The sequence below is a fragment of the Streptomyces sp. NBC_00353 genome, assembly GCF_036108815.1.
Taxonomy (GTDB): Bacteria; Actinomycetota; Actinomycetes; order Streptomycetales; family Streptomycetaceae; genus Streptomyces.
This window is the reverse complement of sequence record NZ_CP107985.1, coordinates 2966968-2992669: the sequence shown is the minus strand read 5'-3', so window position 1 is coordinate 2992669 and position 25702 is coordinate 2966968. Positions and strand designations below refer to the sequence as shown.

The 25702-nt window shown below is 71.3% G+C and carries 18 protein-coding genes; 8 read left to right on the top strand and 10 right to left on the bottom strand.

Annotated features, from left to right (window positions below):
* The first annotated feature begins 11 nt into the window (after positions 1 to 11).
* Positions 12 to 1364, top strand: a complete 1353-nt coding sequence (locus OHA88_RS13680; RefSeq protein WP_443044373.1) for a DNA-3-methyladenine glycosylase 2 family protein — start codon at positions 12 to 14, stop codon at positions 1362 to 1364.
* A gap of 129 nt (positions 1365 to 1493) precedes the next feature.
* On the opposite strand, the gene OHA88_RS13675 is transcribed toward OHA88_RS13680, so the two are convergent.
* From OHA88_RS13675 to OHA88_RS13665, 3 genes are all read right to left on the bottom strand, one after another.
* Positions 1494 to 3773 carry a glycosyl hydrolase family 95 catalytic domain-containing protein gene (locus OHA88_RS13675; protein ID WP_328629682.1) on the bottom strand — a complete coding sequence of 760 codons (2280 nt, stop codon included), beginning with the start codon at positions 3771 to 3773 and terminating at the stop codon, positions 1494 to 1496.
* Between the two features lie 284 nt (positions 3774 to 4057).
* The gene (locus OHA88_RS13670; RefSeq protein WP_267000476.1) at positions 4058 to 4540 is read right to left on the bottom strand and encodes a DUF456 domain-containing protein; all 483 of its coding nucleotides are present in this window, start codon (positions 4538 to 4540) and stop codon (positions 4058 to 4060) included.
* A gap of 119 nt (positions 4541 to 4659) precedes the next feature.
* Positions 4660 to 5649, bottom strand: coding sequence for a helix-turn-helix domain-containing protein (locus OHA88_RS13665; RefSeq protein WP_328625730.1), 990 nt, complete (start codon positions 5647 to 5649; stop codon positions 4660 to 4662).
* Positions 5650 to 5860: 211 nt separating this feature from the next.
* On the opposite strand from OHA88_RS13665, the gene OHA88_RS13660 reads away from it, so the two are divergent.
* The 3 genes from OHA88_RS13660 (at position 5861) to OHA88_RS13650 (ending at position 13210) form a co-directional block, all read left to right on the top strand.
* The gene (locus OHA88_RS13660; RefSeq protein ID WP_328625729.1) at positions 5861 to 9637 is read left to right on the top strand and encodes a S8 family peptidase; all 3777 of its coding nucleotides are present in this window, start codon (positions 5861 to 5863) and stop codon (positions 9635 to 9637) included.
* A gap of 121 nt (positions 9638 to 9758) precedes the next feature.
* On the top strand, positions 9759 to 11405 hold the full coding sequence (locus tag OHA88_RS13655) for a protein phosphatase 2C domain-containing protein (protein WP_328625728.1): 1647 nt from the start codon (positions 9759 to 9761) through the stop codon (positions 11403 to 11405).
* Between the two features lie 62 nt (positions 11406 to 11467).
* Positions 11468 to 13210 carry a pyruvate dehydrogenase gene (locus OHA88_RS13650; RefSeq protein ID WP_328625727.1) on the top strand — a complete coding sequence of 581 codons (1743 nt, stop codon included), beginning with the start codon at positions 11468 to 11470 and terminating at the stop codon, positions 13208 to 13210.
* Positions 13211 to 13281: 71 nt separating this feature from the next.
* Here the strand turns inward: OHA88_RS13650 and OHA88_RS13645 are convergent, their stop codons facing one another.
* The 3 genes from OHA88_RS13645 to OHA88_RS13635 all read right to left on the bottom strand — a co-directional run bounded on the left by OHA88_RS13645 (position 13282) and on the right by OHA88_RS13635 (position 17444).
* A complete protein-coding gene (locus OHA88_RS13645; RefSeq protein WP_328625726.1) occupies positions 13282 to 16395 on the bottom strand; it encodes an alpha-mannosidase in 3114 nt (1037 codons plus the stop codon).
* 163 nt (positions 16396 to 16558) lie between these two features.
* Positions 16559 to 16948 (bottom strand): barstar family protein, encoded by a 390-nt coding sequence (locus OHA88_RS13640; RefSeq protein ID WP_328625725.1) that lies wholly within the window; start codon positions 16946 to 16948, stop codon positions 16559 to 16561.
* A 103-nt stretch (positions 16949 to 17051) separates the two neighbouring features.
* Positions 17052 to 17444, bottom strand: a complete 393-nt coding sequence (locus OHA88_RS13635) for a ribonuclease domain-containing protein (RefSeq protein WP_328625724.1) — start codon at positions 17442 to 17444, stop codon at positions 17052 to 17054.
* A gap of 262 nt (positions 17445 to 17706) precedes the next feature.
* On the opposite strand from OHA88_RS13635, the gene OHA88_RS13630 reads away from it, so the two are divergent.
* Entirely contained in the window at positions 17707 to 18081 is a 375-nt protein-coding gene (locus OHA88_RS13630; RefSeq protein WP_389729897.1) for an ATP-binding protein, read from the top strand.
* Between the two features lie 99 nt (positions 18082 to 18180).
* On the opposite strand, the gene OHA88_RS13625 is transcribed toward OHA88_RS13630, so the two are convergent.
* Together OHA88_RS13625 and OHA88_RS13620 are read right to left on the bottom strand one after the other, a co-directional pair.
* Complete coding sequence (locus OHA88_RS13625) at positions 18181 to 19260, bottom strand: DUF2637 domain-containing protein (protein WP_267000460.1); 1080 nt, start codon at positions 19258 to 19260, stop codon at positions 18181 to 18183.
* 191 nt (positions 19261 to 19451) lie between these two features.
* Positions 19452 to 20297, bottom strand: coding sequence for a (2Fe-2S)-binding protein (locus OHA88_RS13620; RefSeq protein ID WP_328625723.1), 846 nt, complete (start codon positions 20295 to 20297; stop codon positions 19452 to 19454).
* 145 nt (positions 20298 to 20442) lie between these two features.
* Between OHA88_RS13620 and OHA88_RS13615 the strand changes: the two genes are divergently transcribed.
* Both OHA88_RS13615 and OHA88_RS13610 read left to right on the top strand, forming a co-directional pair.
* Positions 20443 to 21288: a GntR family transcriptional regulator gene (locus OHA88_RS13615; protein ID WP_328625722.1), complete on the top strand. Its 846-nt coding sequence runs from the start codon at positions 20443 to 20445 to the stop codon at positions 21286 to 21288.
* Between the two features lie 102 nt (positions 21289 to 21390).
* Positions 21391 to 21834, top strand: a complete 444-nt coding sequence (locus OHA88_RS13610) for a hypothetical protein (RefSeq protein ID WP_328625721.1) — start codon at positions 21391 to 21393, stop codon at positions 21832 to 21834.
* A 24-nt stretch (positions 21835 to 21858) separates the two neighbouring features.
* Here the strand turns inward: OHA88_RS13610 and OHA88_RS13605 are convergent, their stop codons facing one another.
* Together OHA88_RS13605 and OHA88_RS13600 are read right to left on the bottom strand one after the other, a co-directional pair.
* On the bottom strand, positions 21859 to 22644 hold the full coding sequence (locus tag OHA88_RS13605; protein ID WP_267000452.1) for a hypothetical protein: 786 nt from the start codon (positions 22642 to 22644) through the stop codon (positions 21859 to 21861).
* Positions 22645 to 22796: 152 nt separating this feature from the next.
* The gene (locus OHA88_RS13600) at positions 22797 to 24551 is read right to left on the bottom strand and encodes a PucR family transcriptional regulator ligand-binding domain-containing protein (RefSeq protein ID WP_328625720.1); all 1755 of its coding nucleotides are present in this window, start codon (positions 24549 to 24551) and stop codon (positions 22797 to 22799) included.
* Between the two features lie 260 nt (positions 24552 to 24811).
* Between OHA88_RS13600 and OHA88_RS13595 the strand changes: the two genes are divergently transcribed.
* Positions 24812 to 25702: an FAD binding domain-containing protein gene (locus OHA88_RS13595; protein WP_267000448.1), complete on the top strand. Its 891-nt coding sequence runs from the start codon at positions 24812 to 24814 to the stop codon at positions 25700 to 25702.

The following is a 25702-nucleotide window of genomic DNA, read 5'->3' as shown; positions in this document are numbered from 1 at the left end:
TGGACGGTGTGATGGACGAACGGACCAGGTACGAGGCGGTGAGCAGCCGCGACGCGCGGTTCGACGGGGAGTTCTTCTTCGCCGTCGAGACCACCGGCATCTACTGTCGGCCGAGCTGTCCCGCCGTCACCCCCAAGCGGAAGAACGTCCGGTTCTTCCCGACCGCCGCCGCTGCCCAGGGCAACGGCTTCCGGGCGTGCAGGCGCTGCCGCCCGGACGCCGTCCCGGGGTCCGCGGAGTGGAACGTACGGGCCGACGTCGTCGGCCGTGCCATGCGGATGATCGGTGACGGCGTGGTCGACCGGGAGGGCGTGCCCGGGCTCGCGCACCGACTCGGCTACAGTTCGCGCCAGTTGCAGCGGCAGCTCAACGCCGAGCTGGGCGCCGGACCCGTCGCGCTGGCCCGCGCCCGGAGGGCACACACCGCACGGGTGCTGCTCCAGACGACGGGGCTGCCCGTCACCGAGATCGCGTTCGCGTCCGGCTTCGCCAGCGTGCGCCAGTTCAACGACACGATCCGGCAGATCTACGCCCGCACGCCGAGCGCGCTGCGGGCCGAGGCCGGAACCGGACTGGGAGCGGCGGTACGGGAGGCGCGCACGGCCGGAATCCCGCTCCGGCTCGCCCACCGGGGACCGTATGCCGCCCGGGAGGTCTTCGATCTGCTGGCCGGCGAGGCGGTCGCCCGGGTCGAGGAGGTCAGCGGCGATCCCGGCGCCCGCACCTACCGGCGCACCCTGCGGCTGCCGTACGGCACGGGCGTCGTCTCCGTCGACGAGCGGTCCGCCGGGGCATGGCTGGACGCCAGGATCAACCTCACGGACCTGCGCGATCTGACCACGGCCGTGCAGCGGCTGCGGCGCCTCTTCGACCTGGATGCCGATCCGTACGCCGTCGACGAGCGGCTCCGCGCCGACCCCGGGCTGGCACCGCGCGTCGCGGCCCGCCCCGGGCTGAGGTCACCGGGCGCCGCGGACCCCGAGGAGTTCGCCGTACGGACGCTCGTCGGCCGGGAAGCGGCGGAGCGGCTCGTGGAGACGTACGGGAAGGTGCTCGACGTGCAGTGCGGCGGTCTGACCCATGTGTTCCCGGAGCCGGGAGTGCTGGCCGGTGCGGCTGACGATCCGGCGCTGCGGGCACTGGCTGCCGCGCTCGCCGACGGGACCGTGCGTCTCGACGCCGGGGCCGACCGCGACGAGGCCGAGCAGGCGCTGTTGCGGCTGCCGGGGATCGGTCCGGCAGCCGCGGCGCTGATCAGGATGCGGGCGCTCGGCGATCCCGATGTGGATCCGGACGGGTCGCCCGGGTCGGAGCGGTGGCGGCCCTGGCGGTCGTACGCCGTGCGCCATCTGGACCGCCGGTGACATCGGCCCCGTCGAGGGCCCGCATTCCCTTCACCCGGCCGGAATTCGGGACCGGCCTCCCGGCACATCGGCCGGCCCCGTCGGCCGTCGCATCGGACCGTGGTCCTTACGACCTGCGAGCGGGCCGGCTCAGACCGGCAGACCCCAGCGCGGCGCCGCCGCGTTCGGGGCGACCGGGCGGATCGTCAGGTCCGGGCGGTCGCCCTCGGCCGTGATCAGCGCCGAGTCACCCTTGCGGAGGCCGATCCGCACCGTGCCGTCCGCCACCTCCTCGTACCCCAACGGCCGTCCGTGGCGGTCACGGATCTCGATCGGGCCGTCTATGCCGTGGCGTACGACGCAGGGCGCGCCGGCCTCGCTGGTCACCCGCACCCAGCGGGTCCGGCCTTCTTCCCGTACCGCGCTGAGCAGGAACGCGCCCTGGGTGCGGAAGTCGTGGACGGTCAGCTCCCGCCAGGCGGCGGGCAGCGCCGGGAAGACCCTGATCGTGCCGCCCCAGGACTGGCACACCATGTCGTGCAGCGACTGGGCCGCCGAGAGCGGGGTCTCGATGACCGGGCCCGACTCCTTGTACATGGTGTTCGCCTGGATGAAGCGGCTCATCAGCTGGCCGAGGTACTTCAGCGCGTCCTCGCCCTTGCCGAGCAGCGCGGACATCGAGGCGGCACCGGTGAAGGTGTAGCCCTGCAGGGCGCCTTCGAACCCCACCCAGTGGGCGAGGGATTTCTCGATCAGGGCGCGCTCGTCGGGCGACGCGCCCGTCACCTCGTACAGCGGATACACCGCGAGCATGTGCGAGTAGTGGCGGTGCGACTTCGCGAACGGAACCCCGGCGCCGATCATGAACCCGTTGGCGTCGACCGGGTAGGGCGCGAGCTTGGCCAGCACCTCCTGCCAGCGGGCCGTCAGCGGGTCGTGGACGCCGAGCTGCTCGGCCGAGTCCAGCAGGGTGCGGCAGCCCCAACGCAGCAGCATGAGGTCGTAGTTGCAGTCGGGGGCGTTGACGCCGTACTCGGGGGAGAACGTCGCCGGGAGGTGCAGCTTGCCGTCCGCACCGGGCGCCAGGAAGTGCAGGTAGTAGTTGACCGCCTTGCGCAGCAACGGGAACAACGTGTCGCGCAGGATCGACAGGTCCATGGTGTGCCGGTAGGAGAGCCACACGTTGTGCAGTGCCCAGGTGAGGTTGCCGACCTCGGGGGTGGGAGGGTCCTGGCCGGGGATGCCGACGCCGTAGCCGCCGTCGGTCACGGACGCGCCGTTGACCAGCTGGGGGTCGGTGGTGCGCGGGATGCCGGCCGAGTCCGCCCGGTAGGGGGCCGCGACCTCGCGGGAGAGCTGGTCCCGGAACTCGCTCAGGGCGCGGGTGACGGCGTCCAGCTCCAGGTGGTTGGAGCCGTGGATCAGCCAGTACTCCAGCTGGACGTTGAGGTTCCACCAGGTGTTCGGCCACGGGGTGGGCTCCAGCCAGGGGCCCGAGGTCGCCATCACGGGCGCGTCCTTGCGGGCCGCCGACGCCGTCTTGTAGAGCTGGATCCAGTAGAAGCGCTGCAGCCGGGCGTCCGGCAGAGACAGGAAGCTCTTCCGGTAGAACCGGTCCCACCAGGAGCGATGCGGGGTGGCGAGCAGCGCGTACGGGAGCGCGGATGCGGTCTTGACGGTACGCAGCGCGCGGTCACGTGCCGTCGTCTTCGGGTGGGAGTGCGTGACGGTGACGTACAGCGTGCGGCTGTCCCCCCTGGTGCGCTCCCGCCACGCGGTGACGTGCTGGCCGCCCGCCAGCAGCGGCTGGACGGCGGCGGTCACCTCGCCGTGCTGCTCGACGACGGCGGGCGGGTTGCCCGTGTAACCGTCCGGCAGAGGCTTGAAGTCAGCACGCGGGCTGATGGCGTCGGCCGGGTGGAAGACCCAGCGGAAGCCCTGCTCGCCCTCGCTCGGAGTGATTTCGACGGCGAGCAGGTCGCTGGAGGAGTGGACGAAGGCGCGGAGCTTCAAGGTGCCCGCGGTGGTGGTGATCGTGCCTTCGAGCTCGGCGGTGCGCAGTCGCATCCACCACTCGATGCCGGTGATGGTGCCGGCCGGTTCCAGGGTGAAGTGGCCGATCGGCAGGCGGGCGAGGCCGAAGAGGGAGCCGAACTCGGGGCGGTGGTCCTGGACCTCGGAGTGCTGGACGTTGAAACGGACGGCCGTCGTCGTGGCGCCCGGCTCGGCGTAGATGCCGGAGCCGAGGCGGCCGTTGCCCAGATACGGGCCCTCGTACCAAGTCTTCGGCAGCTTCTGCCAGAGCAGATCGGCGTCGTCGAGGACGGTGCGCCAGCTGTCATCGGGGGAGTGCACGACGGGCGCGGCGGAGGCGGCAGGCGCGGTGGCCGGGGCTGCCGCCTGGGCGGGGACGGCCGCGCCGCCCACCATCAGGGCGCCGCCGAGCGCGGTGCCGGTGGCGAGAACAGTTCTTCGGGAGGGGGACGGCGGCGAGGAGGCCGTCCGGGGAGTCCGGGGCGTGCAGGAAGGGTCCGGTGCTGTGGGCAAGGCGTCTCCTGGCGACTCGTACGCAGGCGCATCAATTCATCCGAGCTATTCCTTCACGGAAGGTAGGCAAGGGTGATCCTGGCGTCAATAGAGCGGGAGAGATCCGATGTGTTACCGCCTATATGGACGGTGTCCACCCTGATGTCCACCGAGAGGAAGGTGAGCGGTCAGCTCCTGATCACCACGACCAGCCACGCCCCCGTCACCAGCAGACATGCGAACAGCTCGACGAGCACGGAGTAGCCGGTGGCCCGCATCACCGAACGGAGCGACGCCCGGGCCGCCCCGCCGCTGCCGAGCCGCAGCCGCTCCGCACCGTAGATCGCCCCGACGTACCCGACGATCCCGCCCACCACAGGCAGCACGAAGAAGCCCACGATCCCGGCGATCCCGCCCAGCATCAGCGTCTTGCGCGGGGCGCCGGACTCGCGCGGGCGGCGCGGCCGCAGCAGCGGCTTGAGCGCCTGGTTCAGCAGCAGGAGGGCGGTGGCGCCGATCAGTACGCCCCAGGCGGCCGGACTCCTGTCGGTGAGTGCCCACCACAGCACGGCCGCCCAGACGATCGCCTGTCCCGGCACCCCGGGCACCAGCACGCCGACCAGGCCGAGCAGAATGACCAGGCCCACGGCGATGAGCTGCCACACACCCATCTCACCAGCCTGCCGGAATCCGGCAGGTCCCGCCCGTCAGCAAGGTGCCGGGCGGGAGCCGTCGGTGCAGCTCAGAGGCGTAGTGGGGGCGATCTGAGACCCTGCCGGACAAGCCCGCCTCAGGCTCGCGGGGTGCGGGCCACCCAGCCCCGCTCGTACGCATGCCAGCCCAGCTGCAGCCGCGTCGACACGCCGGTCAGCTCCATCAGGCCCTTCACCCGCCGCTGGACGGTCCGCAGCCCCAGCTCCAGCTGTTTCGCCACGCTCGCGTCCGTCAGCCCGGCCAGCAGCAACGACAGAATCTCCAGGTCGGTCGGATCGGGCCCCACCGTGGTCTCCTGAGCCCAGCCGCTCTCGCCGAGCCGCAGCGGCATGGCCTCGCGCCACACCGCCTCGAAGAGCCCCATCAGCGACTCCAGCAGCCCGGAGGCATGGACGACCAGTGCGGCCGGCTCGGCGCCGCGGCCGGTCAGCGGCACCATGGCCAGCGAGGCGTCCGCGACGACCAGCTTGGTCGGCACCCGGTCGACGACCCGGCACTGCTCGTCCCGGCTCAGCGCCGCCGACAGTTCCAGGATCCCGCTCGGCAGCGCGAGCACCTCGCGCTCGATCACCACCCGGAACGACACCCCGCGGGTGGCGGCCCGCTCCTCCGACTCGTTGTCCAGCCCGCTGACCGCGATGGGGTTCCCGGTGACCAGGGCGCACACCTCGGTCGCCGCCCCCAGCTGCAACTGGTGGAAGCGGTGCGCCACCGCGCTCGCACCCGTGACCACCTCGACCAGATCGTGCACGGCGGGCTCGGCGGCATCCGCCCGGTACTCCTCGGCGAGCAGCGCCGCCGCCAGCTCCGCCTGCTCCAGCTCATGGCGCTGCTGGGTGAGCAGTGCGCCCAGGGCGACCCCGGGCGGCGCCGCCACCCACCGGCCGGTGCGGGCGGACGACTGGGCGGCGAGGCCCTGCTGCTCCAGCCGGCGCAGCGCGCGCTCGGTCTCCGACTCGGGAAGCCCCAGCCGGTGCGCGAGGTCGTTGACCTCCGCCGCCCCCATCGCGACGAGTGCACGGTAGGCGGACTCCTGTCTCTCGTCGAGACCTATGGCTCCCAGCACCCTCGGACCCCTCCCCGGACGTGTCATTTCCGCATCGTTGCGCACTCTTCGGCCGGTCGGCCGTGGCGGAAAGCGGCCACGGCGTAAACCCGCCGTGTACATCATCCCTGTATCGCACGTACCTCTGCCAATGTGGCGCCACCGCAGTACCAACAACCTCCGGAAACAAGGCCTTTGTGTGCCCTTCTTCCGGAATCACCTGGGGAGTGCGATGCGCCCGATATCGCGTACGGCGCTGGGAGCGGCGACAGCCGCCGTCCTGGCCGCCACCGTGGTAGCGCCGTCCGTGGCCGTGCCACAGGACGCGCCCGCCGCGACAAGACCGCTCACCGGCAGTGCGGCAGCCACCGCTGCCGCTGCCGGGAAGGGCAGCAAACCGGTCACCGTCACCTTGGTCACCGGGGACAAGGTTCTGGTGAGCACGGACCGTTCGGGGGCGGCGTCCGCCACCGCGCTGCCACGCGAGGACGGCACCGTGCCGCTCATCCAGACCCGGCAGTCCGGCAAGGACCTGTACGTCTACCCGGACACCGCGACCGGGGCGCTCGCCGCGGGCAAGGTCGACGAGGAACTCTTCAACGTCACCGGCCTGATCCGTCAGGGCTATGACGACGCGAGCACCAAGTCGCTGCCGCTGATCGCGGTGTACAGCAAGGACCTGGCCCGCTCGGCGCCCGTCACCCCGCGCGGTGCGAAGCGCGGACTCGCACTCGACGCCATCGACGGCGTCGCGCTCAAGGCGGACAAGGAGAAGGCCGCCGACTTCTGGTCGGACGTCACCGACACCCGGTCCCGCTCGGTCTCCGGTCTGAAGAAGCTCTGGCTCGACCGCAAGGTTCAGGCCACTCTCGACAAGTCGACGAAGCAGGTCGGCGCCGACCTCGCCTGGGCCGCCGGTTACGACGGCAAGGGCACCAAGGTCGCCGTCCTCGACACCGGTGTTGACGCCGAACACCCCGACCTCAAGGGCCGGATCGCCGCCTCGGAGAACTTCACCGACTCCGACACCACCGACGACCGGCAGGGCCACGGCACCCACACCATCTCCACCGTGGGCGGCTCCGGCGCGGCCAGCGACGGCAAGAAGAAGGGCGTCGCCCCGGGCGCCGACCTGCTCGCGGGCAAGGTCCTCAACGACAGCGGTTCCGGCGCCGAGTCCTGGATCATCGCCGGTATGCAGTGGGCCGTCGACCAGAAGGCTGACGTCGTCTCGATGAGTCTCGGGAGCCCGACGCCGACCGACTGCACCGACCCGATGAGTGTCGCCGCCGAGGAGCTCGCCCAGAGCAAGGACACCCTGTTCGTCATCGCGGCCGGCAACTCCGGTCCGACGCTGAACACCGTCTCCTCGCCGGGCTGCGCCCCCAGCGTGCTGACCGTCGGCGCCGTCGACCGCGACGACTCCACGGCCCAGTTCTCCAGCCGCGGACCTGTGATCGGCTCGCACACCCTCAAGCCCGAGATCTCCGCCCCCGGCGTCAACATCTCGGCCGCCGCGGCCGGTGGCCGCGGGGTGTACGCGTACCGGTCGATGTCGGGTACGTCGATGGCCACCCCGCATGTCGCGGGCGCCGCAGCCATCGTGAAGCAGCGTCACCCGGACTGGACCGCGCAGCAGATCAAGGCGGCCCTCGTGTCGTCCGCGAAGAGCGACATCCCCGGTGACGTACGGGAGACCGGCGGCGGCCGCCTCGATGTCAAGGCCGCCATCGACACCACCGTCGTCGGCGCCCCCGCCGTCCAGGGCGGTACGTTCAACTGGCCGCAGGACAGGAGCGACCGCACCACGGTCGACGTCCCGTACACCAACTCCGGCACCAAGCCGGTGAAGCTGTCGCTGAAGGTCCAGGGCGTCACCGGCAACGACGGCTCGGCGGTCCGCTCCTCCGTCGCCAAGCTCGACGCGAGCAGTGTCACCGTGCCGGCCGGAGCGACCGTCAAGGTGCCGCTGCACATCGACCCGACCGCGCAGCTGAAGGCTGCCCAGTACGGCGATGTCACCGGGCGCGTACTGGCCACCGGCGCCGACGGCGTCAAGGTCTCCACCCCGTTCTCGCTGTACGTCGGCGCCGAGACGGTCACTCTGCGCGTCAAGCTCATCGACCGCACCGGCAAGCCCGCCGCGGGTTCCTCCTCGCTGGACGTCATCGGCACCGACACCGCCAGCGGCGAGCGGCGCTTCAACGACGGGGCGTCCGACCAGGTGTACCAGGTGCGCCCCGGCGCGTACTTCGTCTCCAGCTTCGTCATGTCGCCGGACCCGAAGGACGCCACCGGCAGGATGGTCGAGTCCGTCGGCTACCTCGCCAGGCCGCAGCTGAACGTCACCAAGGACACCACCCTGGTACTGGACGCCCGCAAGGCCCACCGGCTCCAGGTCAAGACCGAGGACCGCAGGTCCGAGAACCGCTCCACGACCCTCAGCTTCGGCCGCAGCTGGGACGACGTCTGGCTGCACTCGGGTTCCGTCACCGGCAGCCGCATCGTGAAGAACTACCTGGCCGACGTCGAGGGCAGGGCCACTGACGGCGACTTCGAGTTCGCCAGCTTCTGGCGTGCGTACGCCCCGCAGATCGACAAGCTCTCGGTCGTCGGCGGTGCCGAGCTGCACCCGCAGACGGCGAGCACCGGCGCCGTCAACCTCGACGGTACGGGCGAAGCCGCGCTCGTCGACGCGGGCACCGGAACTCCGGACCAGCTGAAGGCCGCCGGCGTCGCGGGCAAGATCGCTCTGGTGAAGGTCGCCGACGACGGATTCATGTCCGTCCAGGCGCGGAACGCCAAGGCCGCCGGCGCCAAGGCGATCATCGTGTACCGGCCGTCCGCGGGCACATGGCTGCCGTCCCTCGGCTTCGGTTCGGCGCCGTTGCCCTCCCTGGCGATCGAGACGAGTGAGGCCGCCGGCCTGACCGCCGCCCTCGCCGACGGTCCCGTGACGCTGGGCTGGAAGGCCACCGCTGCCAGCCCGTTCGTCTACAACCTCGGCTTCCCCGAGAGCGGCCCGGTCACCTCGGACCGTACGTACAAGGTCCGTGACAGCAAGCTCGGCAAGTCCACCGCCACGTACGAGGCGATGGGCGTGGCAGCCGACTACGTCGACTCGCTGGTCATCGACCGGCCGTACGGCGGGCGCTTCTCCGCCGTGTTCGACACCGTCGCCGTCCCGGGCAAGCGCACCGAGTACTACTCGGCGGGCGACAACGCCTGGGAGCGCTTCGTCTCCTCCAGCTTCCCCTGGGGCGAGTCCATGGTCGACCCGGCCCACACCTACAAGTCCGGCTCGCAGCGCACGGAGAACTGGTACCGGGGGATCGTCGGCCCGTCCACTCCGCGCGACCTCCAGGGCAAGGAGGTGCTCGCCGCCGAGCGACAGGACAACCTGATCGGCGTCGCCCCGGGCTTCTGGGCGGACAGCGAACACGGTGGTATCCAGGGCTCGTTCGGTGACCTGGGCAACATGACGCTGACCAGCGGCGACAAGAACTTCGGCAGCTCCGGATACCCGTCCGGCGTGTTCGAGGTGCCGGCCGAGGACGCACCGTACGAACTGACCATGGTCACCATGAAGGTCGGTTCGCCCGCGGCAGTGTGGAAGCGGTCCACCCAGACCGAGACCACCTGGAAATTCCGTTCGAAGCGGGACGAGAACGCGTACTCTCAGGGCATCCCGCTTCTCTTCCCGGGCTACGACCTGGCGACGGACGGGATGAAGACCCTGGCGGCGCAGGACGGTCAGAAGATCGGCCTGAGCGTCACCGGTCACGCGGGCTACACACCCGGCAAGCTGACCGCGGCCAAGGTCTCGTACTCGTACGACGGTGGCACGACCTGGACCCAGGCCACCACCGCACAGCGGGAAGGGCGTTGGACCGCGACCGTGAACCACGCGGGCGCGGCCGGCAAGCCGGTCACGCTGAAGACGGAACTGACGGACGCCAACGGCAACTCCGTCGTCCAGACCATCGTCGACGCATACGCGGTGCGCTGACCGGGGTCACACCGGAACCGGTCCGCCGGGCGTCCTTCCCGTGGGGGGTGGGGTCGCCCGGCGGACCTCTTTTTTCCCGATGACCCGTTTTCGTACGGCCCGTGCGGTGGACAATAAGGGCATGAGTCAGCAGGGGGAGAGGCCCGCCGCCCACGAGGACGACTGGTGGCGCAAGCTGTACGACGAAACCGCCGCGGACACCGGGTCGACCCACGCGGCCGACAGTCTCGACGACCGCTTCGACTCGGCCTCGGACGCGGTGGGTCCGGCGGGGCGGGGCGGGCCCGGTCGTGATGACGGGTACGGAGGGGCGGACGCGGCCGTGCCGGATCCTCGGACGCCGCCGGAGCCACCTGTACAGGAGCGTGCGCCGTGGGAGCCGCCAACGGAGGCCGAGCGCGCCCCGTGGGAGCCACCGCGTGGCGCCGCACAGCCACGAACCTTCGCCGCACCGCCGGCTCCTGCGCCGCCGCTCGTCGATGCGCCGCCCCCGGCCCCGGCCCCGCCGCCCGGCGCCGAGCGGCCGGGGATCGTCGATGGATCACCACCCGTCCCGGCCCCACCACCTGTCCAGGCCCCGCCTCCGGTCCCGGTCCCGCCTCCGGTCCCCGCCCCACCACCCGTCCCGGTCCCGCCTCCGCCCGAGCATGTGCCGCCGCTGCCGAGGCGGCCGGTCGCAGAACGGGCCGAGGCCCCGGAGGAGTCCGCACCTGCAGGGGCGACCGGTTCCGGCTCCGGAGCCACCCCGGCCGGCCCGGACCCGGTGGCTCCCGGACCCGCATCCCGCCCCGGACTCATGTATGTAGGGGACCGGCCGCCCACCTACGACGCCGAGCCCACCGCCCTGCCCGCCACCACACCCCAGGAACTCGACGCGCTCGTCGCCGACACCGTGCTCGACGGGGCCAGGTACGGCACGTACACCCTGCGGGCCGCCTCGGTGCGTGGGGATTCCGCGCGGTTCCGCGGCGAGCCCCGGCGCGACGCCCTGCTCACCGTGCGCTTCGGCGCCGCCGAGAACGCCCTCGTACTCGTGGCCGTCGCCAGCGGAGCCCGCGCCGCCGAGGGCGCCCATCTCGCGGCCGCCGACGCCTGCCGCTGGATCGGCGGAGCCGTCGGCCGCAGCCACGCCCGGCTTGCCGAGGACATAAGGGCAGGCCGCCGGGGCGACCTCAAGTCCGGTCTGCACCGCCTCACCGACCGCAGCTACGGCAGGCTCCGCGCCCGCGCCGCCGAGTTGGGGCTCGAACCGCACGAGTACACCGCGGGCCTGCGCTGCCTGCTGCTGTCGGCCGACCCCGACTGCCGCACCCGGGTCTTCTTCGGAGTGGGCGGCGGCGGGCTCTTCCGGCTGCGCGACGGCGTGTGGCGGGACCTCGAACCGGACGTTCCGGCGCCCGGGGCAGTCACCGGGGAGCCCGTCGTCGGTTTCGGATCCGCGTCGCCCGAGAGCGGGCTCCACGGCGACCGGCTGACCATGGACCTGGGGATCACGACACCGCCGTCCCCGTACATCGAGAGCCCGCCCCCGCCGCCTGCGGAGCCCTTCCGGTTCCGGGCCTCGGTGGCCCGACCGGGGGACACACTGCTGCTCTGCAGCACCGGGCTGGCCGAGCCGTTGCGCGGCGAGCCCGCCCTCGCCGACGAGCTCGCCGAACGCTGGACGCCCCAGGAACCGCCCGGCCTGGCGGCCTTCCTCGCGGACACCCAGCTCCGGGTGAAGGGGTACGCCGACGACCGCACGAGTGTCGGCGTCTGGGAGGCGTAACCGTGCGGGCCATGGGTTGATGGACTCCTAGCGCGCTGCCGGCGCGGAGAGGATACGCACCCATGGCCAAGCAGAACGTGTCGGAGCAGTTCGTCGACATTCTCGTCCGGGCGGGAGTCAAGAGGCTCTACGGCGTCGTCGGCGACAGCCTCAACCCGGTCGTCGACGCCATCCGCCGCAACTCCGCCATCGAGTGGATCCAGGTCAGGCACGAGGAGACCGCCGCGTTCGCCGCCGGTGCCGAGGCCCAGATCACCGGCACCCTGGCGGCCTGCGCGGGCTCCTGCGGCCCCGGCAATCTGCACCTCATCAACGGCCTCTACGACGCCCACCGCTCCATGGCCCCCGTCCTCGCCCTTGCCTCGCACATCCCGTCGAGCGAGATCGGTCTCGGCTACTTCCAGGAGACCCATCCGGATCTGCTCTTCCAGGAGTGCAGCCACTACAACGAGATGATCTCCAACCCGCAGCAGATGCCGCGGCTGCTCCAGACGGCGATCCAGCACGCGATCGGTCGCGGAGGGGTCAGCGTCGTCTCGATGCCGGGTGACATCGCCTCCCAGCCGGCGCCGGAGAAGTCGATCGAGCACGCCCTGGTCACCTCGCGGCCGACGGTACGGCCCGGCGACGACGAGATCGAGAAGCTCTGCCGGATGGTCGACGAGGCGAAGCGGGTGACCCTGTTCTGCGGCAGCGGCACCGCGGGCGCCCACGCCGAGGTCATGGAGTTCGCCGAGCGGGTGAAGGCCCCGGTCGGGCACGCGTTGCGGGGCAAGGAGTGGATCCAGTACGACAACCCGTACGACGTCGGCATGAGCGGACTGCTCGGCTACGGCGCCGCGTACGAGGCGACCCATGAGTGCGATCTGCTGGTCCTGCTCGGCACCGACTTCCCGTACAACGCCTTCCTGCCCACCGATGTGAAGATCGTCCAGGTCGATGTGCGCCCCGAGAACCTGGGCCGCCGCTCCAAGCTGGATCTGGCGGTGTGGGGCGATGTCCGCGAGACGCTGCGCTGTCTGACGCCGCGGGTGAAGGCCAAGACCGACCGGAAGTTCCTCGACCGGATGCTGAAGAAGCACGCCGAAGCGCTGGAGGGCGTGGTCAAGGCATACACCCGCAAGGTCGAGAAACACATCCCGATCCATCCGGAGTACGTCGCCTCGGTGCTCGACGAACTCGCCGACGAAGATGCCGTGTTCACCGTCGACACCGGGATGTGCAATGTCTGGGCAGCTCGCTATCTGTCGCCGAACGGCAAGCGCCGGGTGATCGGTTCGTTCAGCCACGGTTCGATGGCAAACGCGCTGCCGCAGGCCATCGGCGCCCAGTTCGTCGACCGGAACCGGCAGGTCGTGTCGATGTCCGGCGACGGCGGATTCACCATGCTGATGGGCGACTTCCTGACCCTCGTCCAGTACGACCTTCCGGTGAAGGTGGTCCTGTTCAACAACTCGGCGCTCTCCATGGTGGAGCTGGAGATGCTGGTCGCCGGTCTGCCGTCGTTCGGTACGACCAACAAGAACCCGGACTTCGCCGCGATCGCGCGGGCCGCAGGGGCGTACGGCGTACGGGTCGAGAAGCCCAAACAGCTCGAAGGCGCCCTCAAGGACGCCTTCAAGCAGAAGGGCCCGGCCCTGATCGACGTCGTCACCGATCCCAACGCGCTCTCCATCCCGCCGAGGATCAGCGCGGAGATGGTGACCGGGTTCGCGCTCTCCGCCAGCAAGATCGTGCTGGACGGAGGCGTGGGCCGGATGCTTCAGATGGCCCGCTCCAACCTGCGGAACGTGCCCCGCCCCTGAGAGCCTGCCGCGTGACCTCCGATCGAAGGTCACCCGACAGGCTCTGAGCCGGTCCGGGGCGGGGCGGTCGCTCAGGCCGGAGTCAGCCGTACCGTCAGGATCTGGAACGGCCGCAGCGCCAGTACGAGACCGTGCTCATCGGCCGTCGCCTCGTGCAGGGGCCGCTCCAGCAGGTCGGTGATCTGTGCCCGTACGACAGGGAAGCCGACCCGGAGCGTCGCCGCGGCCCGGCCGCCCGCCGACTCGTACAGCCGCACGATCACATCGCCGCTGCGGTCCTCGGCCAGCTTCACCGACTCCACGGTCACCGCCGGATGCCCGGTGGTGACCAGTGACGGCACCACCGGGGCCACCGCCGCCCGCAGCGGCAGATTGAGCGCGAGCCCCGCGCGGACCGCGTCCGTGACCTCCGCCCCGGGCGCCAGCGCGTACCGGAACCGGTGCGTGCCGAGGTCGGTCTCCGGGTCCGGGCTGTGCGGGGCGCGCAGCAGCGTCAGCCGTACGGTCGTGGCGAGACCCGACTCGTGCGGGGTCCGGGTCACATCGTGTCCGTACGTCGAGTCGTTGAGTACCGCGATTCCGTACCCCGGCTCGGCGACCCGCAGCCAGCGGTGCGCACAGATCTCGAAACGGGCCGCGTCCCAGCCGGTGTTGTCGTGCGTGGCCCGGTGGACGTGGCCGAACTGGATCTCGGACGTGGACCGTTCGGCATGCACATCGAGCGGGAAGGCCGCCTTGAGGACCTTCTCCGACTCCTGCCAGTCCACCTCGGTGTCGATGTCGATCTGCCGGCTGCCCGCGGCCAGCCGGATCTCCTGCACGATCCTGGACTTCCCGAACGTCCGCACCACGCGCACCGCCGTCCGCAGCGGCCCTGCCTCGATCAGCTCGACCGAGTCGGCATCGGTCAGATCGGTGCGGGTGCGGCGGTAGTGCCGGTCGATGTCCCAGGCGTCCCAGTGGTTGGGATGATCCGGGTGAAGCTGAAGGAGGTTGGCCCGGTGGCCGGGGGCGATGACCTCACGGTGCGCGTCGAGATCGCGGACGGCCGCGATCAGCCCGTCGCGGTCGACGGAGACCCGCAGCAGCCCGTTGTCGAGGACGAACCCGTCGTCCGCCGTGCGGCTCGCCACCGCCTCCCGCTCCGGCACCGCCGATCCGTCGAGCAGCCCCGCGCCCAGCCCCGGCGACCGGGCGAACACCGCCGTACGCCACTCGTCCAGCTGCTGCACCTGTGCACCGGACGGCAGTACCGCGCTTGCTTCCGCGTCCAGTTCGATCACCTGACTTCGCTCGTAAGGCGAGGAGTTGAGCGCAACGAGTCCATCTGCCGCGCCCAGTTCCGTCACCGCGTCCGCCACCAGGTCCGCCAGCTCCGCCCGCACCTGTTCGTACGTGTCGCGGGCCTCGCGGTGCACCCACGCGATCGAGGAGCCCGGCAGGATGTCATGGAACTGATGCAGCAGGACCGTCTTCCACACCCGGTCCAGCGTCTCGTACGGATACGCGTATCCGGGTGCCCGCAGGGCCGCCGCCGTCGCCCACAACTCGGCCTCACGCAACAGGTGTTCACTGCGTCGGTTGCCCTGCTTGGTCTTGGCCTGAGTGGTGTATGTCGCCCGGTGCAGCTCCAGGTACAGCTCGCCGGACCAGACCGGTGCCTGCTCCGCGTACTCCTCCTCGGCCGCCGCGAAGAACGCCGACGGCTTCTCGATCTCGACCCGCGGCGAACCCTCCAGATCCCGCAGCCTGCGCGCCTTCTCCAGCATCTCCCGGGTCGGACCGCCCCCGCCGTCACCCCAGCCGAACGGCACCAGCGACCGGGTCGCCCGCCCCTTGTCCGCGAAGTTCTTCTCCGCATGAGCGAGTTGACTTGCGTGAAAGTTCGCGTTGTACGTGTCGACGGGCGGGAAGTGGGTGAAGACACGGGTCCCGTCGATGCCCTCCCACCAGAAGGTGTGATGCGGCATCTTGTTGGTCTGGTTCCAGGACAGCTTCTGAGTCAGGAACCACTTCACCCCCGCCAGCCGGGCCAGCTGCGGGAAGGCCGCCGTGTAGCCGAAGGAGTCCGGCAGCCAGATCTCCTGCGTCTCCACCCCCAACTCCTGCTCGAAGAACCGTTTCCCGTGCACGATCTGCCGCGCCAGCGCCTCGCCGCCCGGCATATTGGCATCGGACTCCACCCACATCGAGCCGACCGGCGCCCACTGCCCGTCCGCCACCGCCCGCTTGATCCGCTCCCAGATGTGCGGCTGGTGATCACGCACCCAGGCGTACTGCTGGGCCTGCGAACACGCGAAGACCAGCTCCGGATAGTCCTGGGCGAGCGCGGTGACGTTGGCGAACGTACGCGAGGCCTTCCGCACTGTCTCGCGCAGCGGCCACAGCCACGCGGAGTCGATGTGCGCATGGCCGGCCGCCGAGATCCGGTGCGCACTCGCCGACGCCGGGCGGGCCAGGGCCCCGGCCAGCTCGGCGCGGCCCGCGGCCGCCGTGCCCGCCACATCGTGCAGGTCCAGGGCATCGAGCATCCGCTCCAGCGCCCGCAGGATCTCGTGGCGCCGCGACCGGTCGGCCGGCAGTTCGTGCATCAGCTCGGACAGCACCTCGATGTCCAGGACGAGATGCCAGACCTCCTCGTCCAGCACGGCAAGGTCCGCGGAGGCGAACCTGTAGAGCGGCCGGTCGCCCGCCGTCAGGACGTCACCGAGCGGAGTCGGCTCGAAGCCGTGTTCCAGGACGGCCGGGTTGGCAGCCGCCTCCAGCAGCAAGGAGATTGGCTCACCGCCCGACACCGAGGCCGAGACGGTCAGATGGCGATTGTGCGGATGGATGCCCTTGAGCGGTACGCCCGCGTCGTCGTACAGCATCCCCTCGGCCTGGAAGCCGGGCCCTTGACCGGAGAAACCAGGATCCACCACCACCTCGACATGGCGCCCCGCCCACGCCTCGGGCACCGTGCCCTCCAGCCGGAACCAGCTGGTCGACCAGGGGCTGCCCCACTCGGTTCCGGTCGCGAAGGGCTCGTACGTTCCCTTCATGGCCTCCGTCACCGACACCGGCTCGCCCGGGGCATGCCACACCGAGAGGCCGAGCGGGGACCGGTCCGCGTACTGGGCGGGGCGGATGAATTGGTGGAGGGCCCGCTCCAGGCGTCCCTCCACCAGCGTGCGGTCGTCGTGCATCACGGCTCCTCGGGGTCGGCAGCTGCGGGGTGCTCATGGCACCACTTCCCCGGCGACGCGCGGGGCACCCCTGGTGCGGGGCCGTGACGGACGACGTACCCGGGTGGGCACCGGAGGTATACGAAGTCGGTGCGCGGGTGCAAGGCCGCCGGCGCGGCGACGGTCAGCGCAGTCGCAGTGTGCCGGGCGCGGTCCGCTCCTCGATGATCTCCACCAGTTGGTCGAACAGCGTCGGACCGTGTCCGGCCAGTGCCTCGTCCAGTTTCCGCTGGAGGGCCGGCCGGTTGGTGGGGTGTGCCCGGCCGAGCAGTCGGCGCACGTGGCGTGCGCTCTCCTCGTGGCCCAGGGCGCGTGCGGAGCTTGCGTGGTCGCGCCACTCGATGACGAAGTCGCCGTCGTCCGGTGTCCCCATGCCGCCGCTCAGACAGTCCGCGAAGGCGTCGAGGTTGCGGCCGAAGTAGCCACCGGGACCGTTCACCGACTCGCCGATCACCTGCCAGAACCGTTCCAGTCCGGTGACTTCGGAGCCGTCGATCACATAGGTCACGGTCATGGGCGCAGCGTACAAGGCACCGCCGTCCCGTCGGTCCGGTGATCCGCGCCGCAGGTGGGGGGCTACGGCGCGGACCGGTCCGGAGGGTGCTGCTGGTGGCGCCTCAGCAGCCGTAGTCGACGAGGTCGAAGGTGGCGTAGTGGTCGGCGGTGTAGTAGTCCTCCTGGCTCTGCTCACCCGTGACGATGCGTCGCGCGCCGCGGGTCGGCGAGCCCGGGGTGATCACCGTGTACTCGTGGTAGTAGCCGGTGTTCCGGCTGGGCAGCACGCCTTCCCGGTTCTGGAAGACGATGCCGTCCTGCGAGTAGGGGAAGGGGCCGCCCGCCTCGATGAGATCGAGGGTGTCGTGTGCCTGGGACGGCAGGTCCGAGTAGCAGATGCTGCCGACCGATGTGGTGGCGGCGGTGGCGGCCGCCGTGACCGGACCGCCGACGAAGAGGACGGACAGGAGGGCGGCGACACCGCCGAGCGTTGTGATCCGTGGGGGGATTCGCATGTCCACCATGATGACGCGCGTAGACATGTCCTCGTCAACGCCAACTCGTGTGAATTTTTTGGAAGTTAATCGGGACAACGGGAATGTGTCGGCCGTGTTTCCGAGGTCATGAGGGCTGCCCCGTCCCCATATGTGCTTATTGATGAGTCGACAAGCGTGACAGCCCGCGTGCGGGGCATGCATCCCGGGAAGGTGTTCGACGAGAAGGGGGTGATTCACTGTGCACGCGGGGGAAACGGTGGAGCGTCAGCAGCTGATTCGAATGCACCGCAGACTGGCTCATACCGATCTGGCGGACATCTCCGAAGTGCGCTGTGCGCTGCGGGAATTCCTACGATACCGATGGCACGAGGAGTCGGCCGAAGTGGCGGAGCTCCTGCTGAGTGAACTGGTGACGAACGCTCTGGTCCATACGCGGCACGGCGCGGTCGTCACGGTGACCGTGGCGCCGGCGACCCTGCGGGTCGAGGTGCGGGATTTCGTATCCGGACTGCCCATGTCGTGCGTACCGAACGCCGACGACGGTACGCACGGCAGGGGGCTGATCCTGGTGCAGAGCCTCGCGGACGCGTGGGGCGTGAAGGCGCACGCGTTGGGCAAGGTGGTCTGGTTCGAACTGGACGGCGGAAGGCCCTGAGGGGCCTGGGAGTCCGGACGAGCCGGATGCCGGGACGGGGCCTTCCGCCTTGAATTGCGAGGACGTTGACCGTCCGGGAGTCGCGGAGCAGGGTCTTGATCAGCCGAACTGCTGCTCCAGGTCCTTGAGTTTCCGCTCCAGCGAGTCGAGCCGGGGCAGGGCCTGGGTGTCGTCCTCGGCGGTGAGGTCGACGGTCCTCGGATCACCTGTGCTCCGGTCCGGGGAGCCCTTCGAGCTCGTGCCGTTCACGGCTTGCAGGGATGGTCTGGGTCGCAGAGGCAGCTGTCCCGGCTCCGGTATGGCGGGTTCCGCGACGGACTGTGCGGAGCCCGCCGCCGGGGCGATGGCCGGTACGTCGACCTGGGCACCGCCCCGGCCGGCCCGGCCCCAGGCCCGGTTCTGCCGGTTCAGGGCCTTGATGTGGGCCCGGTCCAGCTTCTCCTGGTCCCTCCTGCGGAGACGGTTCTGCTCCTTCTCCCGCCGGTCCTCGCGTACCTCGTCGACTGCTTCGTCCAGCGTGCGTACGCCCTCCAGCAGCATCAACGACCAGGCACCGAAGGTCTCCCGGGGTGCGCGCAGCCACCGTACGATCCGGATCTGCGGCAGCGGACGGGGCACCAGGCCCTGTTCGCGCAGCGCGGCCCGGCGGGTCTGCTTCAGCGCCCGGTCGAAGAGCACCGCCGCGGACAGCGACATCCCCGCGAAGAAGTGCGGGGCGCCCGCGTGGTCCATGCCGCGCGGTGCGTGCACCCAGTTGAACCAGGCGGCCGCACCCGCGAACGTCCACACCAGCAGCCGCGAGCCGAGCGCCGCGTCACCGTGGCTGGCCTCGCGCACGGCGAGCACGGAGCAGAACATCGCCGCCCCGTCGAGGCCGAACGGGACGAGGTACTCCCAGCCCCCGGAGAGGCTGAGGTTCTGCCGGCCGAAGCCGACCAGTCCATGGAAGGAGAGCGCGGCGGCGACTGCCGCGCAGCAGAACAGCAGCACGTACGAGGCGGTGGCGTAGAGCGCCTCCTTGCGCCTGCGCCGGTCCTCACTGCGTTCCCAGCTGTCGTCGGCCGCGGACTTGTCAGCGGCGCGCTTGCCGCGCGCGACCATCGCCACCGCCGCCATGACCCCCACGAGCAGGACTGCGCCCGGAAGTAGCCAGTTCAGCGATATGTCGGTCAGTCTCATGCGCGGTCCCTTGCATCGCGTTAGGGGTTTCGGGCGCCATAGTGGCGGAAATCCCTTCGGGCTCAGGGGGTTTCGGGGCAAGAGAATGCCATTGGGGCGGCGGGGGGTACGGATGGGCCGCAACTCCTCGAACGCCCGTCTGTGGCAATCGGGTTGCGTTCGAATCTCGCCACCCGTGCGGGCGGAACGGATCAGGCGGGCGTCAGCTTCCGTACCCGGTCGGCGTCGCACGTGCGCGGGCAGGTGACGCAGGTGTCCTCGGGCCGCAGCGTGTAGAAGAGGCAGCAGCTGGCCCGGTCGCGGGTGGGCAGCGACTCGCCGTTCGGCCCGGTCAGTTCACGGAAGCCAGGCGTGCCGACATACGGCTTGGTCGTGCCCGGCAGGAGCGCCTCCAGCTCGGTCATCGCCCGCCGCTCCTCGCCGAGCAGATGGGCGATGTACCAGAGGCCCTCGACGATCTCGTCCGTCGCCATGCCCCACAGGGCCCGCTTGCCGCGGCGCATCCGGGGGCCGAAGCCGTCGAGCACCGGACCGATGTGTTCGGCCACCGCGGCCAGCACCTCGGCCCGCAGTGCCGCCTCGTCCGCCACCACCCTGGCCCCCGGCAGCGCGGCCGCCGGGTCGTCCGGCAGGCAGGTGAACTCCCGTACGCGCACGGTCAGATGACCCAGGGTCCGCTGGAAGGCCACGTCCTCGACGGGGATCCGCGGCACCCGCCGGTGCAGGAACCACGGCACTGTCACCAGCAGACATGCGGGCCAGGCGTAGCGGTGCAGGCCGAAGCTGGCGACCACATCGGGCCGGGCCTGCTTTCCGTAGTCCCGCAGCACCTGCGCGTTGTCCCAGGCGAGAAACGTGTCCAGGGCGGCGCCGCCGGCCGCGAGCTCGTGCGCCCCCACCCAGCCGACGCCCGACGGAGCCGGCTCGTCGTCCCCGAGGACCTCGGCACGCAGCCCGGGGAAGACCTCGGTCAGGCGGGTGTACGCGTCCGACACGGCGGACGTCGTTGTGCCGGGAAGCAGGGTGGGGAGGGTCATGCAGGGACCACCGAATCGCGATCGTTTGCAGGTTAGCCTTACCTTACCCGAAGAGATCGATGTTTGAACTGCGCCCTCCTCCGCCTATCGTGCACGGGAGGCACGGCGCAGGCGGGCCGGCCCGGAGCAGGCCGAGGAGGTCGGAGTGGAGCAGGGCAGAGCGCATCAGCAGGTGCGTCCGCCGTACACGTCCACCGCATCCGCGGCCGCCCGGTCGGCCGGGGCCCCCGACGGGGTGCCCGGGCAGTCGCGCGCTCAGCGGACGCGGGACGAGCAGCCACCCGGTGTGCAGTCACCCGGCGAACAGCCGCGCGGCGAGCAGGCCCGCGGGGAGCACACCCACTGCGAGCCGCCCGTGCCCCGCGTCGTGGTGCAGCGGCACTCCGTACGCGGGCAGATCCTGGACGCGCTGCGCGCCGCCCTCGTCGACGGTGAGCTGCTGCCGGGTCAGGTCTACTCCGCCCCGGTGCTCGGCGCCCGCTTCGGTGTCTCGGCGACGCCGGTCCGTGAGGCGATGCAGCAGCTCGCCATCGAGGGTGCCGTGGAGGTCGTCCCGAACCGGGGCTTCCGGGTCGCCGAGCGCGGCCCCCAGGAGCTGGCCGAGCTGGCCGAGGTGCGCGCCCTGATCGAGGTCCCCGTCATGCTGCGGCTGGCCCGCACCGTGGACCGGGCCCGGTGGACCGCCCTGCGCCCGCTGGCCGATGCCACGGTCGCGGCCGCCGCGGTGGGCGACCGGGCGAGCTACGCGGAGTCCGACCGGGCCTTCCACAGAGCGGTCCTCGCGCTCTCCGGCAATCAGCAGCTCGTGATGGTCGCCGACGACCTGCACCGCCGCTCCCAGTGGCCCTTGGGGCACAACCCGGCCACCCGCCGGGCCGACCTTCTCGCCGACGCCGTGGAACACACCGCGCTGCTCGACGCGCTGATCGCCGAGGATCTGCCCGTCGTGCAGTCACTCGTGCGCGAACACTTCACCGGCGCGGACCGCTGACCTTTCTCGTCCGGGCTGCCGCCACCTCCACGGACCGCTGTGGATACTCTGTGCCTCTCATCGCATGATCGTTTTTGAGGGGGCGGGATGAGAGGGGGCGGGATGATACGGAGCCGAGGGCCTTGGCCGGTGTGCGCGCTGGTGGTGCTGGGACTGGCGCTGGCAGCGGCGGGCTGCTCCGGGTCCGGCAAGTCCACCGGGAAGCCTCCCGGGACGCCCACTCCGGCGACGCCGTCGACGAGCGCGAGCCCCACCCGTACACCTGCGGATTCCGCCGCGCCTTCGCCGACGCACTCCGCGCCCCCGTCCGCCTCCGCTGCGGTCGCCGTCCCCGTGCCGCCGACGAGGAAGCCCGCACCGCCGAAATCCCCGGTCACGCCGCCCCGGCGCGACAGCAGCGGGCAGAACGGAAAGCCCGCCGCCGCGGTACCGCAGAACCCGAACCGCGGGCCGACCCCGCCGCCCGCTCCGCCGCGTCCGACGCCGACCCCCGAGTGGAGCGACGCGGGCCGGCAGCCCGGCGACCCGGTCGGGGGCCGCGCCTGACGGTCCCCCGTGGCGGGCCCGTGCTCAGTTCGCCTCGGCCGTCTGCGGGGCGGGCGGGTCCAGGTGCGGGGCCAGCCAGGTAGGGACGCCGCCCAGGAGGCGGAAGAGGCGGCCCGCCTCGGCGCGCAGCCGTGCAGCCGCCTCCGGTTCCGGTTCGGTATCCGCCAGGGCGATGAGGGCCGGGGCCGTACCGACCAGATAGCCCAGCTCCTCCCTTATCCGCAGCGACTCGCCGAACCCGTGCCGGGCCTCGGCCAGTTCGCCCTCGCGCAGCGAGAGCAGCGCGAGGTGGCGCCAGGTGGAGGAGAGCAGCAGTTGGTCGCCCTGGGCCACGGCGCCGGCGTGCGCCCTGCGGTACGCGGCGCGGGCGGCCTGCGGCGAGTCGGCGATGTTCTGTGCGATCAGGCCCCGGCGGAAGTCGAGCAGCGGACGCGCCGGGGCGGCGGGGGAGAGCAGGGCCGCGGACCGGCTCAGTGCGACACGGGCCTCGTCGGCCCGGTCCCGTACCCCGAGAAGTGTCGACGCATACGCCAGGTGACCCCGTTCACAAGCCGCGGCCCCACGCTCGGCGTCGTCGTGGGCGAGGGCCTCGGCGGTGCGCAGGGCGTCCTCGGCGTCGGTCCAGCCCTGGCCGGTGTACAGGCACCGTTCGATCAGCAGCGCCGTCCGCTGGAGCGCTGCGGCCGGATCGGTGGCGGCGTCGTGGTCGAGCAGAGCAGCGGCGTCCGTCCAGCAGGCGCGTGACCGCAGCCGCCATACCGCTGTCTGGAGCGGCGGATCGTCATCTGCTGTCGTTCCGGAACCAGACATGGCGGTATACGCCACATTGCCCTCCCCGAGCGCGCCATTGAGCTGTTGAGTCTGGCGGCATCTCAGCACGGAATGGCACGCCGGGCCAAGGGGTCAGGTGAATGAATTCACAATCGGTCGGTCGCGGGGAGGGCTGTGGTAGGTCCGCCGAGTCAGCTCATACGCAGGGCCAGGAAGAAATCGAGCTTGTCCTCCAGGCGGGAAAGGTCACGCCCCGTCAACTGCTCGATTCGCCCGACCCGGTAGCGCAATGTGTTGACGTGCAGGTGCAGCCGGGCCGCGCAGCGGGTCCACGAACCGTCGCAGTCCAGGAACGCTTCCAGCGTCGGGATGAGTTCGGCGCGGTGGCGCCGGTCGTAGTCGCGCAGCGGGTCGAGCAGCCGTGCGGTGAACGCACGACGCACATCGTCGGGGACGAACGGCAGCAGCAGGACGTGCGAGGCCAGCTCGTGGTGGCCGGCCGCGCAGACCCGGCCCGGACGGGCCGCCGCCACCCGGCGCGCGTGCCGGGCCTCCTCCAGGGCGCCGCGGAGCCCCTCGGGGGAGTGCACGGCGGCGCTGACACCCAGTGTCAGGCGGCCGTCGTCGGCGAGGCCCGCGGAGAGCGGTTCGCGAACGGTGGCGAGCAGTGCGTCCGCGTGCAGCACCGGGTCGTCCTTGGCCGTCGCCGCACCGCCTGCGTCGCCGGCCTCCGGCAGGTCCGTGGCGTCGGCAGGCGACGCGGCGCGGGCGGGCAGCGGTACGAGGGCGATGGCCTCGTCGCCGGTGTGCGCGACCGCGATCCGGTCGGCGGAGTCGGGGCCGGTGACCGCCGGGTCGACGAGGATCTCCTCCAGCAGCGCCTGGGCGACCGGGCCGCCCGCGATGCCGGATGTGACCGGACCGCCCGTGGAGTCCGGTGCGCCCTCCGCGCCCCAGTCGACCCGCGCCACCACGACCTGCCAGTGCGGGGCGGTACCCAGGCCGGGCAGCAGGACCGGGGCGGCGACCCGCAGCCTGGCCGCGATCTCGGCGGGCGCGGCGCCCGTCTGGACCAGTTCCAGGACCTCCTGGGCGAGCCTGCGGCGTACCGTACGGGCCGCGTCGCGCCGGTCCCGTTCGACCGCGATCAGCTGGGTGACGCCCTGGAGCAGGTCCAGCCGGGCGGCCGGCCATTCGCCCGCGTCGGCCTCGACGGCGAGCAGCCAGTCGGAGAGCACCGACTCGCGGACGTCGCGGGAGGTGGGGGCCGCGCCCCGGCCGGTGTTGCGGATCGGGAACAGCGAATACGTGACGCCGTCGACCGTGGCCCGGTGCGGACCCCGGCGGCCGGTGCGGGTGGCGGCCAGATGGTGGCCCGCCAGCGTCGGGCCCACCGGTCCGGGCAGCGACGCACCGGCGCCCGCGATCTGCCGGCCGGTGGGGGAGAGCACCCAGGCGTGCAGGTCGAGGTCGGAGCCGAGCAGGTCGAGGACCACCTCGGGGCCGCCACCGGCCGGACCCGAGGTCATCAGCCTGCGGTGCCGGTCGACGACCGCCGCCAGATCGCCCGCCCGCTCCCCGGAGACCTGGCGCACCACGTACTCGGTGATCGTTGCGAACGCGACGGTCTCGTGGACGGCGAAGAGCGGCAGGTGATGCCGCTCGCACGCCTCGATCAGATCGCCCGGGATCTCGCCGAGTTCCGCCTCGCCCGCCGCGAGCCCGGCGACCCCGGCGCCCGCGAGGATCCGTACGAACGGCTCCGAGTCCGCCGCGTCCCGGCGCCAGGCCAGGCCGGTCAGGACCAGTTCGCCGCCGGTCAGATAGCGGCTCGGGTCCCGCAGGTCGGTGGTCATGACGCCGCGGACGGACCGTTCGAGTTCGTCCTCGCCGCCGAGCAGCCGCAGGCCCAGCGCATCGGTTTCCAGCAGTGCGCGCAGCCGCATGTCGTTGCCGCCGATCTCTTTCGTTGGTGCGGGTGAAAACTGGGTATTGCGGTGAGGTTACTGAGCCCCGCCATTCGTTCGAATCTACAAGACGAGGACGGAGACCAGCCAACTCCTTCATGGTTTCGGTGACTGCACCGCGTGGAGTCCCGGTTGTGTACTGGGCCACACACCGCGTTAACAGCACATGAACGAGCCAATCGAGGGCCGGCCGTCCCCAGCCCCAGCGAACGACCCGATTGAGAAGAAGAGAGCCACTCATGGACTTCCTTCGCCCCGCCAGCTGGGAGGAGGCGCTCGCCGCCAAGGCCGAGCACCCGACGGCTGTGCCCATCGCGGGCGGTACCGATGTGATGGTCGAGATCAACTTCGACCACCGGCGGCCCGAGTACCTCCTGGACCTGAACCGCATCGGTGAGCTGTCCGAGTGGGAGGTGGGCCAGGAGAACGTGCGGCTCGGCGCCTCCGTGCCGTACAGCCACATCATGGAGCACCTGCGGGCCGAGCTGCCCGGTCTGGCGCTCGCCTCGCACACCGTCGCATCGCCGCAGATCCGCAATCGCGGCGGCGTCGGCGGCAACCTCGGCACCGCGTCGCCCGCCGGTGACGCGCACCCGGCGCTGCTCGCCGCGGGCGCCGAGGTCGAGGCCGAGTCCGTGCGCGGCACCCGGATGATTCCGATCGACGCCTTCTACACCGGCGTCAAGCGCAACGCCCTCGAACCGGACGAGCTGATCCGGGCCGTGCACATCAAGAAGGCCGACGGGCCCCAGCAGTACTCCAAGGTCGGCACGCGCAACGCGATGGTCATCGCCGTCTGCGCCTTCGGCCTGGCCCTGCACCCCGAGACCCGCACGGTCCGTACCGGCATCGGCTCCGCCGCCCCGACACCCGTCCGGGCGAAGGAGGCGGAGGAATTCCTGAACGCCGCGCTCGAAGAGGGCGGGTTCTGGGACAGCCGCACGATCATCACGCCGTCCATCGCCGCGCAGTTCGCCACGCTCGCCGCCGGCGCCTGCAACCCGATCGACGATGTGCGCGGCACCGCGAGCTACCGCAGGCACGCGGTGGGAATCATGGCCCGCCGCACCCTCGGCTGGACCTGGGAGTCGTACCGCGGCAACGGCCGCAGCACCGAAGGAGCTGCCTGA